The sequence below is a fragment of the Lacticaseibacillus yichunensis genome (assembly GCF_003946405.1).
Classification (GTDB): Bacteria; Bacillota; Bacilli; order Lactobacillales; family Lactobacillaceae; genus Lacticaseibacillus; species Lacticaseibacillus yichunensis.
Genome location: NZ_RHOG01000002.1, coordinates 1 through 12,745, shown reverse-complemented (window position 1 = coordinate 12,745; position 12,745 = coordinate 1). Strand labels below are relative to the sequence as shown.

Here is a 12,745-nt window from a genome sequence, read left to right as displayed (position 1 = left end):
TGGGCACTTTATTATCATTTGAGTGATTATTGTCTATTGGAGTTTGATATATTAGAGGGGGAACCACGCATGACCACCATCCTAGACGGAAAGAAAACTGCTGATGCCTTGATGACGGCCTTGACCGAAACGGTCACTGAGATGAAAGCCCGCGGCGTGACGCCGGGGCTTGCCGTGATTCTCGTGGGCGAAGACCCGGCCAGCGCGATCTATGTGCGCAACAAGCACCGCCGCGCGGACAAGATCGGGATTCGCTCGTTCACGATCGCCATGCCAGCCACTGTTTCTGAGGCTGATCTTCTGGCGAAGATCGCCGAGCTGAATGACGATCCTGACGTCGACGGCATTTTGGTTCAGCTGCCATTGCCGGCGCAGATCTCTGAAGCCGCGGTGCTCAACGCGATCGCACCTGAAAAAGACGTGGATGGCTTTCATCCGGTCAATGTTGGGCGCCTTTGGACCAATGAACCTGGGGTCGTTGCTTCCACGCCATTTGGCATCATGCAGCTACTCAAGGCCTATCAGATTCCGGTAGCGGGCAAAAACGCGGTGATCGTCGGCCGGTCCAACATTGTCGGGCGGCCGCTAGCGGCGTTGCTCCTCAATGCAAGTGCTACCGTGACGATGACCCACAGTCAAACGGCTGATCTAGCCGCGCACACGCGGCAGGCGGATCTCCTTTTCGTCGCGACCGGGCGGCCTGAAATGATCACGGAGGACATGGTGAAAGCAGGCGCCGTGGTGGTCGATGTCGGCATGGATCGGAACGCGGCTGGCAAACTCGTTGGGGATGTGAATTTTGCCGAGGTGGCGCCACGCGCCAGCGCAATCACCCCTGTGCCTGGGGGCGTTGGGCCCATGACGATCGCGGCATTGATGATGCAAACAGTCGAACTCGCAAAGAGGCGGTTGAATGGTAGCGCAAAGTGAGTACTTGACCGTCAGTTTACTGACGCGATACATTAAACGAAAATACGACCTGGATCCGTATTTGGCCAAGGTCTATTTGAGTGGCGAGATCTCGAATTTTCGCCAGCGACCTGGGCACCAATATTTTTCGCTGAAGGACGATAATGCCAAGATCAATGCGGTGATGTTTGCTGGCAATTTTGCGAAGCTCAAATTCCGGCCCGAAGAGGGGATGAAGGTCCTCGTGGTTGGCCGCATCACGCTGTACGAGCGGTCGGGCGAATATCAGATCGTGATCGAAAAAATGGAACCGGATGGCGTCGGTGCGCTGTATGCCGCGCTTGAACAGCTGAAGCAAAAACTGAGCGCCGAGGGGTTGTTTGATCGTAATCAACGGCCGCTGCCACTTTTTCCCAAACGGGTGGCTGTGATCACCAGTCCGAGCGGGGCGGTGATTCAAGATATCATGACCACGGTCGCGCGGCGGTATCCGATCTTGCAGCTGACGCTGTTTCCGGCCCAGGTTCAGGGTGAACAGGCGGCACCGAGTCTGGTGAAGCAGCTGGCAAAAGTCAAGGCGATGGGCGGCTTTGATGCGCTGATCATCGGGCGCGGCGGCGGCTCCATCGAGGATCTTTGGCCGTTCAATGAAGAAAGCGTCGCTCGCGCATTGATCGACATGCCGATGCCGATCGTCAGTTCAGTCGGCCATGAAACGGACACGACGATCACTGATTTTATCGCCGATCATCGGGCGGCGACCCCAACGGCTGCGGCCGAGCTGGTCACGCCGATTCAGTTGACCGATGCGCTGACACGGCTGGGAGAAGACCGGTTGCGGGTGCAAACGGCGATGAACAAGCAATTGACCGTGTTGCGCGAGCGCCTCACGCGGATTCAAAATGCCGTGGTGCTCACCCAGCCGCAGCGTCTGTATGACCAATATCTGCAGACGGTGGATCAGTTCACGACGCGTCGCGATCGCGCCATGCAGACGCAACTGCAAGAGGCGGATCGGCGCCTACGCCTGGCCCAAGCCAAGTTGCAGGCGTCCCGGCCGGCGGAGCGCGTGGCCAACGCGCAGCAACAGCTAGCCGGCCAGACCCGGCAGTTGCAACTGGCGATCGCCGCGCGCTTGCAGCAGGCGGGCCAGCAGCTCGCTGCCCAGGCAGCGGCGTTGGATCATCTCAGCCCGCTGCGTATTTTGGCCCGCGGCTATGGGTATGTCACGGATGACACCGGGGCCCTCAAGCCGCGCGTCGCCGCGATGCATGTCGGCGACGCGGCGCAGGTCCATTTACAAGATGGGGTGCTTGAGGTGACGGTTGATCAGATCACGCAGTCAGGAAAGGCGGAAGATCAGTAATGGCAGATGAAAATAAGACAACAGCGCAGCCCACATTTGAGCAACAATTGGCGCAGCTTGAGCAGATCGTCAATCAGCTGGAGCAGGGCGATGTCCCACTGGAACAGGCACTGACTGCCTATAAGCAAGGCATCACGTTGAGCCAACAACTGGAAAAAACGTTGAAGGATGCCGAACAAACGGTGACAAATATGGTCACGGATGACGGGCAGGTCAAGCCTTTTGACCCTAAAGCCGATGCTTGACGAAAAGGTGGTGGCGCTGCTTCCGGCGGTTGAGCAAACCTTGCAGAATTATCTCAATCAAGTGGCCAATGGGCATTTACGAGAGGCAATGGCGTATTCTTTGACTGCAGGTGGAAAACGGCTGCGGCCACTGTTGTTGCTGGCGGTCGTGCAGAGTTTTGCAGGCCCTGTTGAAGCGGCGTTGCCCGCCGCGGCCGGCATCGAGTGTCTGCACACGTATTCGCTCATTCACGATGATCTGCCAGCCATGGACAACGATGATCTGCGGCGCGGCCAGCCGACCAGCCACAAGGTCTTTGGCCCGGCGCTGGCAATTTTGGCCGGCGATGCCCTGCAGACGGCGGCCTTTGAGTTGGTCAGCGCAACGCCGGCCGCGCCGGCCACGGTGGTTGCGCTGATGCAGACGCTGGCTAAGGCCAGTGGCGCAAGCGGCATGGTGGCCGGCCAGGTGATGGATATGGATGGGGAGCAGACGCACTATGCGCTCCCGACCCTCCAACAGCTGCATGCCCTCAAAACTGGGGCGTTGCTGTCGGCGGCCGTCCAAATGGGCGCGCAACTGGCGGCTGTCAGTGCAGCTGACCAGGCGGCCTTGACGACTTTTGGCCAGCAATTTGGTGTCGCGTTTCAGATTCAAGACGACATCAATGATGTCACCGAGACCAGTGCGCAATTAGGCAAAACCGCGGGCAAAGATCTGAGCGAGCATAAAAACACGTATCCGGCGCTGCTGGGGCTGGCGGGTGCGAAAGACGCTCTGCAGGCACATGTAGCCGCAGCCGAGGCCGCGCTTCATCGGTTGAGCCGGCCTGTCCCGCAGCTGGAATCGTTTCTGACGTATTTTGAATAAGAGGTTGAAATGACAAAAGAACGCATCGATGTCCTATTGGTCGAGCAGGGATTGTTTTTGTCCCGCGAGCAGGCCAAGCGTGCCGTCATGGCCGGCGAGGTCTATGATCAAAATAATGAGCGGCTGGACAAGCCGGGGGTGAAGATTCCCGCAGAGACGCCGCTTCACGTGAAGGGCAAGACCATGCCGTATGTGAGCCGAGGCGGGTTGAAGCTGGCCAAGGCGCTGACGGTTTTTGGCATTGATCTGACTGGCAAAACGGTGCTGGATATCGGCGCGTCAACTGGTGGGTTCACTGATGTCGCACTGCAAAATGGCGCCATCAAGAGTTATGCGCTGGATGTGGGCTACAATCAGCTGGCTTGGAAGTTGCGGGAAGATCCGCGCGTTGTTGTGATGGAGCGCGTCAATTTTCGCTACAGCAAGCCGGATGACTTCACAGAAGGCCCTGTCGAATTTGCGATGACCGATGTGTCGTTCATTTCGCTGAAACTGATCCTGCCGCCCCTTCACGCGATCTTACAGCCAGGGGCCGATGCGGTCGCGTTGATCAAGCCCCAGTTTGAGGCAGGGCCTGAGCGCGTCGGCAAAAAAGGTATTGTGCGCGATGCGGCGGTGCACCGCGATGTTTTGCAGGAGATCGTGGCTTTTTCCCTGGCCAACGGGTACGACGTGGAAGGCCTTGATTTCAGTCCCATCAAGGGCGGGGAAGGCAACATCGAGTTCTTGATTCATCTGCGGCGCGCAGAGACGACAGGCGTGATGGCCGAGACCGTTTCGATCGAGGCCACCCAGGCGGCGGCGTATGACACATTGCAACCAAGTTGGCTGCGGCAGGCACACTGAGCGCCTGCAAGGAGGGTGCATGATGCAAAAGAATGAGCGGCAGGGACACATTCGGCAGTTGATTCAAGCAGAGATGATCGAGCGGCAAGGCGATCTGGTCGACCGGCTCAATGCGCTTGGCATTCCGGTGACTCAGGCGACGATCTCACGCGATATCAAGGACATGCAGTTGGTCAAAGTCCCAACTGGCACGGGCCACTATCGCTATTCGTTGCCGCCTGAAAAGCAGTTGGCCCCACTTGAAAAATTACGACGGACATTTGGCGCCTCGTATCGTAGCGGGGAGACGATGGCCTATTTTGTCGCGCTGAACATGGATCCCGGCACGGCGCCTGCGATCGGCACGCTGATCGAGCAGTTGCGAGACGCCCGGATCTTCACCGTGATCGCCGGGGACAGCACGATCTTGATCATCTGTCACTCAGCTGCGCAGGCGGTCCAACTGTTAGCATTTTTCGATGAGATCGCGGGGTGACCACATGCTGCAAGAACTTGAGATTCACGATTTTGCGATCATCGATCAACTTCAACTGAGTTTTGCTGACCGCATGACGGCCCTGACCGGCGAAACCGGCGCAGGTAAATCCATCATCATCGATGCCGTCAGTCTGTTGGCGGGCAGCCGCGGCAGCGCCGATTTTGTACGCACCGGGGCGACCAAAGCCACGCTCGAGGGTTTGTTTGATGCGACCTCCAATCCCCGCACAGCCGCGGTGATGAGCAGCTTTGGCCTCCAGCCGGACGAAGGTAGTGTCCTGCTGTCGCGCGAACTCTATGAAAATGGCCGCAATATCTGTCGGGTCAACGGGCATCTGGTCAATACGGCGACGCTCCGGGCAATCGGTGAGACGCTGGTGGATATTCACGGGCAAAATGAGCATCAGCAATTGATGCATGCGGAGACGCATCTCGGGTTGCTGGATGCCTTTGCCGGCGCACCAGTCCTGGATCTCTTGGCCGATTATCAGACCCGCTATGCGGCGTATCAAACGGCGGCCAAGGCACTGCGGAAAAAGCAGGCCAACGAGCAGGAATGGGCCCAGCGGCTGGACATGCTGACGTTCCAAGTCGATGAGATCTCCTCGGCCGACCTCCAGCCGGATGAGGCCACGACCCTGACCCAGGAGCGCGACCGGCTGGCCAATTACCAGCGCATCTCGGATGCCTTGACGGGTAGCTATGACATTTTGAATGGCGAGGAAGCCAACCCGCTGGATCAGATTGCCAGCGCCATGGAACAGATGCAGGGCATCGCGCACCTGGACACCGATTTTGCCAGCATCGCCAGCGACCTTCAGACCGTCTATTACAGCCTGCAGGACACCCAGTCGGCGCTGTCTCGGCAGGTCGATGATCTCGAATGGGATGAAGGGCGTCTCGACGAGGTCGAAAAACGGCTGGATCTGATCAGTCAGCTTGAGCGAAAATACGGCAACAGCGTCCAAGATGTGATCGATTATGGCGAAAAGGCCAAACAAGAACTCGCCAGCATGACCGCAACGGAAGCCGGGGATGAAGGGCTTGAAGGCCGCGTCGCCAGCGAAAAGAAGACCTTGATCACGCTCGGCCACCAGCTGCATGACGCCCGCGAAAAAGCGGCCGAGCGGTTGAGCACCGCGATTCATAAGCAATTGGCCGCCCTTTATATGGCAAAAACCGTGTTCAGCGTGCGGCTGACGGGGCTGGTCGATGAGCTCCGGCCGGATGGCACCGACAGCTGTGAATTTTACATTCAGACCAACCCTGGGGAAGCCGCGAAGCCCCTTGCCAAAATTGCCAGTGGCGGCGAATTATCGCGGATCATGCTGGCACTGAAGACGATCTTTGCGGAAACAGACGGCGTGACCAGCATTATTTTCGATGAGGTCGACACCGGCGTTTCCGGGCGCGTGGCCCAGGCAATCGCCAACAAGATCTCGCAGATCGCCCATCACTCGCAAGTGCTGTGCATCACGCACTTGCCACAAGTCGCCGCCATGAGTGACCACGAATACCTGATCACTAAAAAAGTGACCCATGGCCGCACCATGACGGAGGTCACCAAGTTGTCCGATGAAGCGCGTGTCCACGAGATCGCCCGGATGCTGGCCGGCACCGAAGTCACCCAGCTCGCATTGGACCATGCCCAGGAGATGCTGACGATGGCCGCGCAGACCAAAGCCAAACTACATGCTTCGGCGTGACCACCAAAAAAAGGAACTGGGACAAAACTTTTGTTTTGTCCCAGTTCCTGTATAGTGCACTAATGTTACTGCAGTGTCGTGGGCCAACTGTCCGGGTCCGAGCAGCTAAGGTCCCAATCACCCGGTCCAAAGGTCGGACCTGGCGCTTGGAACACTTACCTGTCGGACCCAAGAGCGACATTTGTCCCACTTCCTTTTGGATTCCCTAGGTTATACTTTTTGAATGTAAGTCAGCTGATCGCTTTGCACGACACGATAGAGATTGCTGCGGTATGCTTGAAAGAGGTAACGGCCGCCTGTGAGCTGACGCGTCAACGTGCCTGCCAACGGGGCCTCTTCGCCACGGAAAAACAGCGCGACGCGATAATGCCGCGCAAATGCCTGCGCCGCAAATTGATCCAGTTGGGTCTGCGGCATTTCAGCGGCCGGCGTTGCCAATGCGAAAAATTGGCGCGTGGCCCGAGCCAGCTCTTGTGTCATTGATTGAAAAGAACGTGCTTTGTTTTCCATTGTCAACGCCTCCGAACGTCTGTTTGCAATTCTTATTATACGAACAAGTGTTCAAAGGCGCAAGTGTTTTCTCGAAAAAAAGAAGTGTGACAAATGTCGCTCATGGGTCCGACGGGTAAGTGTGCCAAGCGCCAGGTCCGAACTGTGGACCAGGAGATTGGTAACTTGGCTGCTTAGACCCAGCCATTTGGCCTACGACACTGCAGTCACATGAATGCACGATGCAGGAACTCGGACAAAAGTTTTGTCTCAGCTTCGAAAAAAAGGAGGACGCAGATGACTTGGGCATTGGTACTTGGCGGCGGTGGGGTCCGCGGCGCCTTTCAAGCCGGCGTTTGGCAGGTGCTGGCGACTGCTGGGCTCACCCCAAGATTTGTGATCGGTAGCTCGATCGGGGCGCTGAATGGTGCTGCAACGGCGCGCTTGGCGCCGGCAGCCTTGGTCGCCTGGTGGCAGGATCCGCGCCTCGATCATTTTCGCGCCTCTCAGCTGAGTGGCACGATCAAAGAATTCGGCGGGGCAATTTTAGAAACGCCGATCCAGCAACCGTGGCCGACGCTGGCCGTGGCGACGGACCTCAAGCGAAGGCGGCCCGTCGTCACTGCACTGACTGATCGCACAACGCTGGACTGGTTATGTGCCAGTTGCAGTTTGCCTGGGGTCATGCGGCCGGTGACGATCAATGGGGCGCGTTTTGCGGATGGCGGGCTGGTCAATGATCTGCCAATCGACATCGCGCGCGACCTGGGTGCAACCAAAGTTTTGGCGATCAGCGCGGCAGGGCTTGGCCCCCAGCCGGCAGCCAAGGCGGATTGGCTGTTGACGCCGCCGGAGCCGGTGGGGCGGATTCTTGATTTCTCGCGGGAAAATCGCCAGCGCCTGCTTCAGGCGGGGCAGGAAGCTGGGCGTCGCTTGTGCCATGAGCCCGATTTTCTTGCGGGAATCCGCGCTTCCTATTGAAAAAGTGGCGCATCAACGGCATAATGGACAGTAAACTATGACGAAAGAGGTGCGCCATGCAGGAGAGAGGAATGCTGATCGTGCTTTCCGGCCCCAGCGGTGTTGGGAAAGGGACCGTTCGGCAAGCCATGCTCGCAGGCAACTACCGCGACTTCAAGTATTCGATTTCAATGACGACACGGCAGATGCGGCCCGGTGAACAAGACGGGGTGGATTATTATTTTCGCACCAAGGCGCAATTTGAGCAGGAGATCGCAGAAGGCGGGATGCTCGAATACGCGAAATATGTCGGCAATTACTACGGGACGCCGTTGAAGTATGTGAACAAGATGCTTGATGACGGCCAGGATGTGCTGCTTGAGATCGAGGTCAAAGGCGCGATGCAAGTTCGGGAAAAATGTCCGGATGGGGTCTTCATCTTTTTGACCCCGCCCGATCTGATCGAGCTGAAGCACCGGCTGACCGCTCGCGGCACCGATGCGCCAGATGTCATCGAACGGCGTATCGCCCAGGCCGCCGACGAGATCGCCATGATGGAAAATTACGATTATGCCGTTGTGAACGATCAAGTTGAGCTGGCAGTGCGGCGCATTGAGCGTATCATTGAAGCGGAGCATCTGCGGGTGCCGCGCGTGATCGACCGTTACAAAGGAATGCTGGCGCACACACAGGCGCAGCAGGGATAAGGAGCAGACAATATGATCATCTATCCATCTATCGATAAGCTGTTGAGCAAGGTACCGTCCCGCTATTCTTTGGCGGTGTTGGCTGCTAAGCGCGCGCATGAATTGGAAAGCAACGAAGTCCCAATGCTCGCCGAATACCGTTCCCTGAAGACGGTCGGCAAAGCGCTCGAAGAAGTGGCTGCCGGTGACGTGATCATCGACCCGGCTTCCAAAATGCTTGAACGCGACGCCGAACGCCTGGATCACGGCGGCGAGGATGTCGACTAAAAGGAAATGGACCGGTGCCCAGCAAATGAGGCGCCGGTTTTTTTGACGCCTGTGGTTCTGTGGGCGTCTCTCAAAATATCCAGCGAGCGCTCCCTTAAGTGAGTCAGAGCAAGAAAACCTTAACGGATACGAGCCGCCCGCCAGCCCCCGCCTATGCGACAACTCTGGTATAATGAATCCAGACATAAAGAAGGTGCAACGATGACGGGAAAACAGATCGGCTTATTTGTCACAGGTGGAATCGCAGCATACAAAGTGCCGCTTTTGGTGCGCGCGTTGATCAGGCGCGGCCATTCAGTGCGCGTGGCGATGACGCAGGCCGCCACGCGCTTTGTGACGCCTGAAACGCTGGCCACCGTCAGCAAGCAGCCTGTTTTAACGGATAACGGTGCGTTTGCGGATGCCAGTCACGTAGCCCATGTCGAATTCGCTAATTCGCTCGACATGGCGGTGGTGGTGCCGGCCACGGCCAACACGATCGCAAAAATGGCCATGGGCATCGCCGACAATGAGGCGCTGAGTGCGTTGCTCGCATTTGCCGGCCCGAAGTTGGTTGTGCCCGCGATGAATGACCACATGTGGGAAAATGCCCAGACCCAGGCCAACGTGCACCATCTGCAGGAATTGGGGATGGCCGTGTTGCCGCCTGCGACCGGATTTTTGGCGGAAGGCTATGCTGGCGTTGGGCGGATGCCGGATCTTCCAGTGATCGAGGCTTTCATTCAAAGCTACCAGGCCACGCCATTATTGGCTGGGAAAAAGATTCTGATCTCGTCCGGCGGCACCAAGGAACGCATCGACCCGGTGCGCTACATTGGCAACGATTCCTCAGGCAAAATGGGGGCGGCGCTGGCCAATGTCGCGGCCGCGGCTGGGGCCGAGGTCATCCTGGTCACGACGGCCACCCAGCCCGTGTTGACCCAGGTCCAGGTGGTGCCCGTCAGTTCGGCCCGCGAAATGGGCGCGGCACTGACCGCGCAATTTGAGCAGACTGATGCGCTGATCATGGCGGCTGCGGTCGCCGATTTTCGGCCGGATCAAGTGGCCGCAAACAAGATCAAGAAACAGGGCGATGCGGCCCTGACGCTGCAGCTGGCGCAAAATCCGGACCTGCTGGCTGGCTTTGGCGCGGCCAAGACGCATCAGGTGGTGGTCGGTTTTGCGGCCGAGACGACGGCGCTACTGGCAAACGCGACCGCTAAATTGGCGCGCAAACACGCCGATCTGCTGGTCGCCAATCAGGTGGGTGCCCACCAAGGCTTTAACCAGGAGACCGATGCGGTGACGCTCCTTTGGCCGGACCGGGCGCCACGGCCCATCGCCGAAGCGTCAAAGACTGAGATCGCCGCGGCGATCTTGGCGGAAGTGGCGACGTTGATCGATCGCCGCAGCTGACCCATTGCCGCAATTAGAGAGGAGGGTGTCATTTGCCAACGGTAGCAAAAGTGATCGTCGATGTGCCGACGATGCAGACCGATCGGCCATTCGACTATTTGATTCCCTCTGTTTTGGACGGCGAGATTCGCCCCGGCATGCGGGTGTGGGTCCAGTTTGGCAGTGGCAAGCGCCAAGTGAGCGGCATGGTCGTTGGCTTGGCGGAGGCCCCAGCGTTTGACGGCGAGCTAAAGCCGATCTTGGCGGTGCTGGATCCGGAGCCCGTGATGGATCAGGAACGTTTGGACCTCGCACATTGGTTGGCGCAGACTACCTATGCGTTTTGGATCACCTGCATCCAGACGATGCTGCCGACCATGCTGAAAGTCGATACGGTTCGGTATGTGACCGCGGGGCCGGCCGCAAACGAGGCGACGGCTGCGCTGCTGGCCGGACGCGACCAACTCGAACTCACACCTGACCTGGATCCGGCCACGATGGCACAGATTCTGACGATGCTGGGGCATGACGCGCTGACCTTGCATTATCAAAGCAAGGATCGCGCGAAGGTCAAAACAGTGGATCATGTGGTGCCACTGCTGACGCCTGATGCTTATGCAGAGTTGCAGGCCAAAGTGCGCGCCAATGCGGCCAAGCAGCAATTGTTGCTCACCTCATTGGCGACCTGGGCGCAAACTGCCCAAACGCCTGCCGTGAAGACGATCGAGGCGACAATCGGCCTCACGCGCAGTCAGCTCACTGCTGCCGCAGGGAAGGGCTGGCTGCGCCTTGAGCCGCGCGAGGTCTACCGGAATCCGTACCCGCAATACACCGGGGAAAAATTGACCACGCCACTGCCGCTCACTGCCGATCAGCAAGCGGTCGTCTCAAAGCTCAATGATGCGACCGGCGCCCAGCGTGCCGAGACGTTTTTGCTGGAAGGGGTCACAGGCTCTGGCAAAACAGAGGTCTACCTGCAGGCCATTGCCAAGGCTCTAGCGATGGGGCGCACCGCATTGATGTTAGTGCCGGAGATCGCACTGACCCCGCAAATGGTGCAACGCGTCAAAGGCCGCTTTGGCAATGCCGTCGCGGTGCTTCATTCCGGCTTATCCGATGGCGAGAAATTCGACGAGTGGCGCCGCATCGCGCGCGGCGAGGCCGCAGTGGTGGTCGGGGCTCGCTCCGCCGCTTTTGCTCCGCTGACCAATATCGGCCTATTTATCATCGATGAAGAGCATGAAAGTAGTTATAAACAGGATGACGCGCCGCGCTATCACGCACGCGATGTGATTCGGCACCGGGCGGCCCTGCATCACGCCCCGGTCGTCTTGGGTTCGGCCACGCCATCCCTTGAATCCCGCGCCCGCGCGGAAAAAGGGGTGTACACGCTGCTGCGGTTGCCCAACCGCATCAACCATCAGGCGCTGCCGACCGTTTCTGTGATCGACATGCGCGAGGCGTATCAAAACGGCGCGCAGGGCGATTTTTCCAAGGAGTTGTTGACGGCGCTTCAACTCCGGCTTAAGCGGCATGAACAGAGTGTCTTGTTGCTTAACCGGCGCGGGTATTCGTCGTTTGTCATGTGCCGCGAGTGCGGATATGTCGTGCAGTGTCCCAACTGCGATATCAGCTTGACGCTGCACATGGACACCCACACCTTGAAGTGTCATTATTGCGGGCATGAGGAAGCAATCCCGCACACGTGCCCCAACTGTGGGTCCAATAAGATTCGCTACTATGGTACCGGCACGCAGAAAGTGGAAAGTGCGTTGCATGAGCTGTTGCCGGCTGCGCGGGTGTTGCGCATGGATGTCGACACCACGCGAAAAAAAGGTGGGCACGAAAAGATTCTGCGCGCCTTTGGCAACCACGAGGCGGATATTTTGCTCGGCACGCAAATGATCGCCAAGGGACTTGATTATCCCGATGTCACATTGGTCGGGGTGATCAATGCCGATACGAGTCTGGGTCTGCCGGATTTTCGCGCCAGCGAGCGGACGTTTCAGCTGCTTACTCAGGTCAGCGGGCGCGCGGGGCGAGCAGACAAGCCAGGCGAGGTGATCGTGCAGAGCTTTAACCCGGATCATTACGCCATTCGCTATGCCCAAAAACAGGATTATGAAGGCTTTTTCCGGCAGGAGATGGCCATTCGCCACCGCGGGGATTATCCGCCGTATTTTTTCACGGTGAAGGTGACCGTCAGTCATCAAGATGAGCAACAGGCGGCCAAGGCAATCTATTCGCTGGCCAATGAGCTCAAACAGGCGCTCAGCGACCAGGCCCTGGTGCTCGGCCCAACGCCGGGGGCCATTGCCCGGTTGAAGAATCGGTATTACTATCAGATCGTGATCAAATATAAAAAAGAGCCGCAGCTTGGCCCGACGTTGGCGCGCATTTTGGACGAGACGCAGCAAAGTACCCGGCGTGGGTTCCAGATCGGCATCGACCGTGAGCCCGTCAACTTTATTTAGTCAGTACTGAACTAGGCTGCTGACTTTGACCGTTCAGTGATGACTTTATAGTTAATTTGATATGTTTTGCCGGCT

The 12,745-nt window shown here is 58.1% G+C and carries 13 protein-coding genes; 12 read left to right on the top strand and 1 reads right to left on the bottom strand.

Features of this window, described 5'->3' with window-relative positions:
• Nucleotides 1-69: 69 nt before the first annotated feature.
• From folD to recN, 7 genes are read left to right on the top strand one after another with little or no spacing between them, the layout of a single operon-like run.
• Nucleotides 70-930: a bifunctional methylenetetrahydrofolate dehydrogenase/methenyltetrahydrofolate cyclohydrolase FolD gene (gene folD, locus EKM95_RS01070; protein ID WP_125695981.1), complete on the top strand. Its 861-nt coding sequence runs from the start codon at nucleotides 70-72 to the stop codon at nucleotides 928-930.
• A complete protein-coding gene (gene xseA / locus EKM95_RS01065) occupies nucleotides 914-2,275 on the top strand; it encodes an exodeoxyribonuclease VII large subunit (RefSeq protein WP_125695980.1) in 1,362 nt (453 codons plus the stop codon). The genes folD and xseA overlap by 17 nt, the downstream gene beginning before the upstream one ends.
• On the top strand, nucleotides 2,275-2,520 hold the full coding sequence (locus tag EKM95_RS01060) for an exodeoxyribonuclease VII small subunit (protein ID WP_125695979.1): 246 nt from the start codon (nucleotides 2,275-2,277) through the stop codon (nucleotides 2,518-2,520). Before xseA ends, EKM95_RS01060 begins: the two co-directional genes overlap by 1 nt.
• The gene (locus EKM95_RS01055; protein ID WP_125695978.1) at nucleotides 2,513-3,370 is read left to right on the top strand and encodes a polyprenyl synthetase family protein; all 858 of its coding nucleotides are present in this window, start codon (nucleotides 2,513-2,515) and stop codon (nucleotides 3,368-3,370) included. Before EKM95_RS01060 ends, EKM95_RS01055 begins: the two co-directional genes overlap by 8 nt.
• A 9-nt stretch (nucleotides 3,371-3,379) precedes the next feature.
• Nucleotides 3,380-4,216: a TlyA family RNA methyltransferase gene (locus EKM95_RS01050; RefSeq protein ID WP_125695977.1), complete on the top strand. Its 837-nt coding sequence runs from the start codon at nucleotides 3,380-3,382 to the stop codon at nucleotides 4,214-4,216.
• A 22-nt stretch (nucleotides 4,217-4,238) separates the two neighbouring features.
• Nucleotides 4,239-4,691 carry an arginine repressor gene (locus EKM95_RS01045; protein ID WP_125695976.1) on the top strand — a complete coding sequence of 151 codons (453 nt, stop codon included), beginning with the start codon at nucleotides 4,239-4,241 and terminating at the stop codon, nucleotides 4,689-4,691.
• A 4-nt stretch (nucleotides 4,692-4,695) separates the two neighbouring features.
• The gene (gene recN, locus EKM95_RS01040; protein WP_125695975.1) at nucleotides 4,696-6,399 is read left to right on the top strand and encodes a DNA repair protein RecN; all 1,704 of its coding nucleotides are present in this window, start codon (nucleotides 4,696-4,698) and stop codon (nucleotides 6,397-6,399) included.
• A gap of 210 nt (nucleotides 6,400-6,609) precedes the next feature.
• Here the strand turns inward: recN and EKM95_RS01035 are convergent, their stop codons facing one another.
• Complete coding sequence (locus tag EKM95_RS01035; protein WP_125695974.1) at nucleotides 6,610-6,909, bottom strand: hypothetical protein; 300 nt, start codon at nucleotides 6,907-6,909, stop codon at nucleotides 6,610-6,612.
• A gap of 276 nt (nucleotides 6,910-7,185) precedes the next feature.
• Here EKM95_RS01035 and EKM95_RS01030 point away from each other — a divergent pair, with 276 nt between their 5' ends.
• The 5 genes from EKM95_RS01030 (at nucleotide 7,186) to priA (ending at nucleotide 12,670) form a co-directional block, all read left to right on the top strand.
• The gene (locus EKM95_RS01030) at nucleotides 7,186-7,869 is read left to right on the top strand and encodes a patatin-like phospholipase family protein (RefSeq protein ID WP_164510036.1); all 684 of its coding nucleotides are present in this window, start codon (nucleotides 7,186-7,188) and stop codon (nucleotides 7,867-7,869) included.
• 56 nt (nucleotides 7,870-7,925) lie between these two features.
• On the top strand, nucleotides 7,926-8,555 hold the full coding sequence (gmk, locus tag EKM95_RS01025; protein ID WP_125695972.1) for a guanylate kinase: 630 nt from the start codon (nucleotides 7,926-7,928) through the stop codon (nucleotides 8,553-8,555).
• A 12-nt stretch (nucleotides 8,556-8,567) separates the two neighbouring features.
• Nucleotides 8,568-8,822, top strand: a complete 255-nt coding sequence (gene rpoZ, locus EKM95_RS01020; protein WP_125695971.1) for a DNA-directed RNA polymerase subunit omega — start codon at nucleotides 8,568-8,570, stop codon at nucleotides 8,820-8,822.
• A 201-nt stretch (nucleotides 8,823-9,023) separates the two neighbouring features.
• Nucleotides 9,024-10,217, top strand: a complete 1,194-nt coding sequence (coaBC, locus tag EKM95_RS01015) for a bifunctional phosphopantothenoylcysteine decarboxylase/phosphopantothenate--cysteine ligase CoaBC (protein WP_125695970.1) — start codon at nucleotides 9,024-9,026, stop codon at nucleotides 10,215-10,217.
• A gap of 32 nt (nucleotides 10,218-10,249) precedes the next feature.
• Entirely contained in the window at nucleotides 10,250-12,670 is a 2,421-nt protein-coding gene (gene priA, locus EKM95_RS01010) for a primosomal protein N' (protein ID WP_125695969.1), read from the top strand.
• Nucleotides 12,671-12,745: the final 75 nt, after the last annotated feature.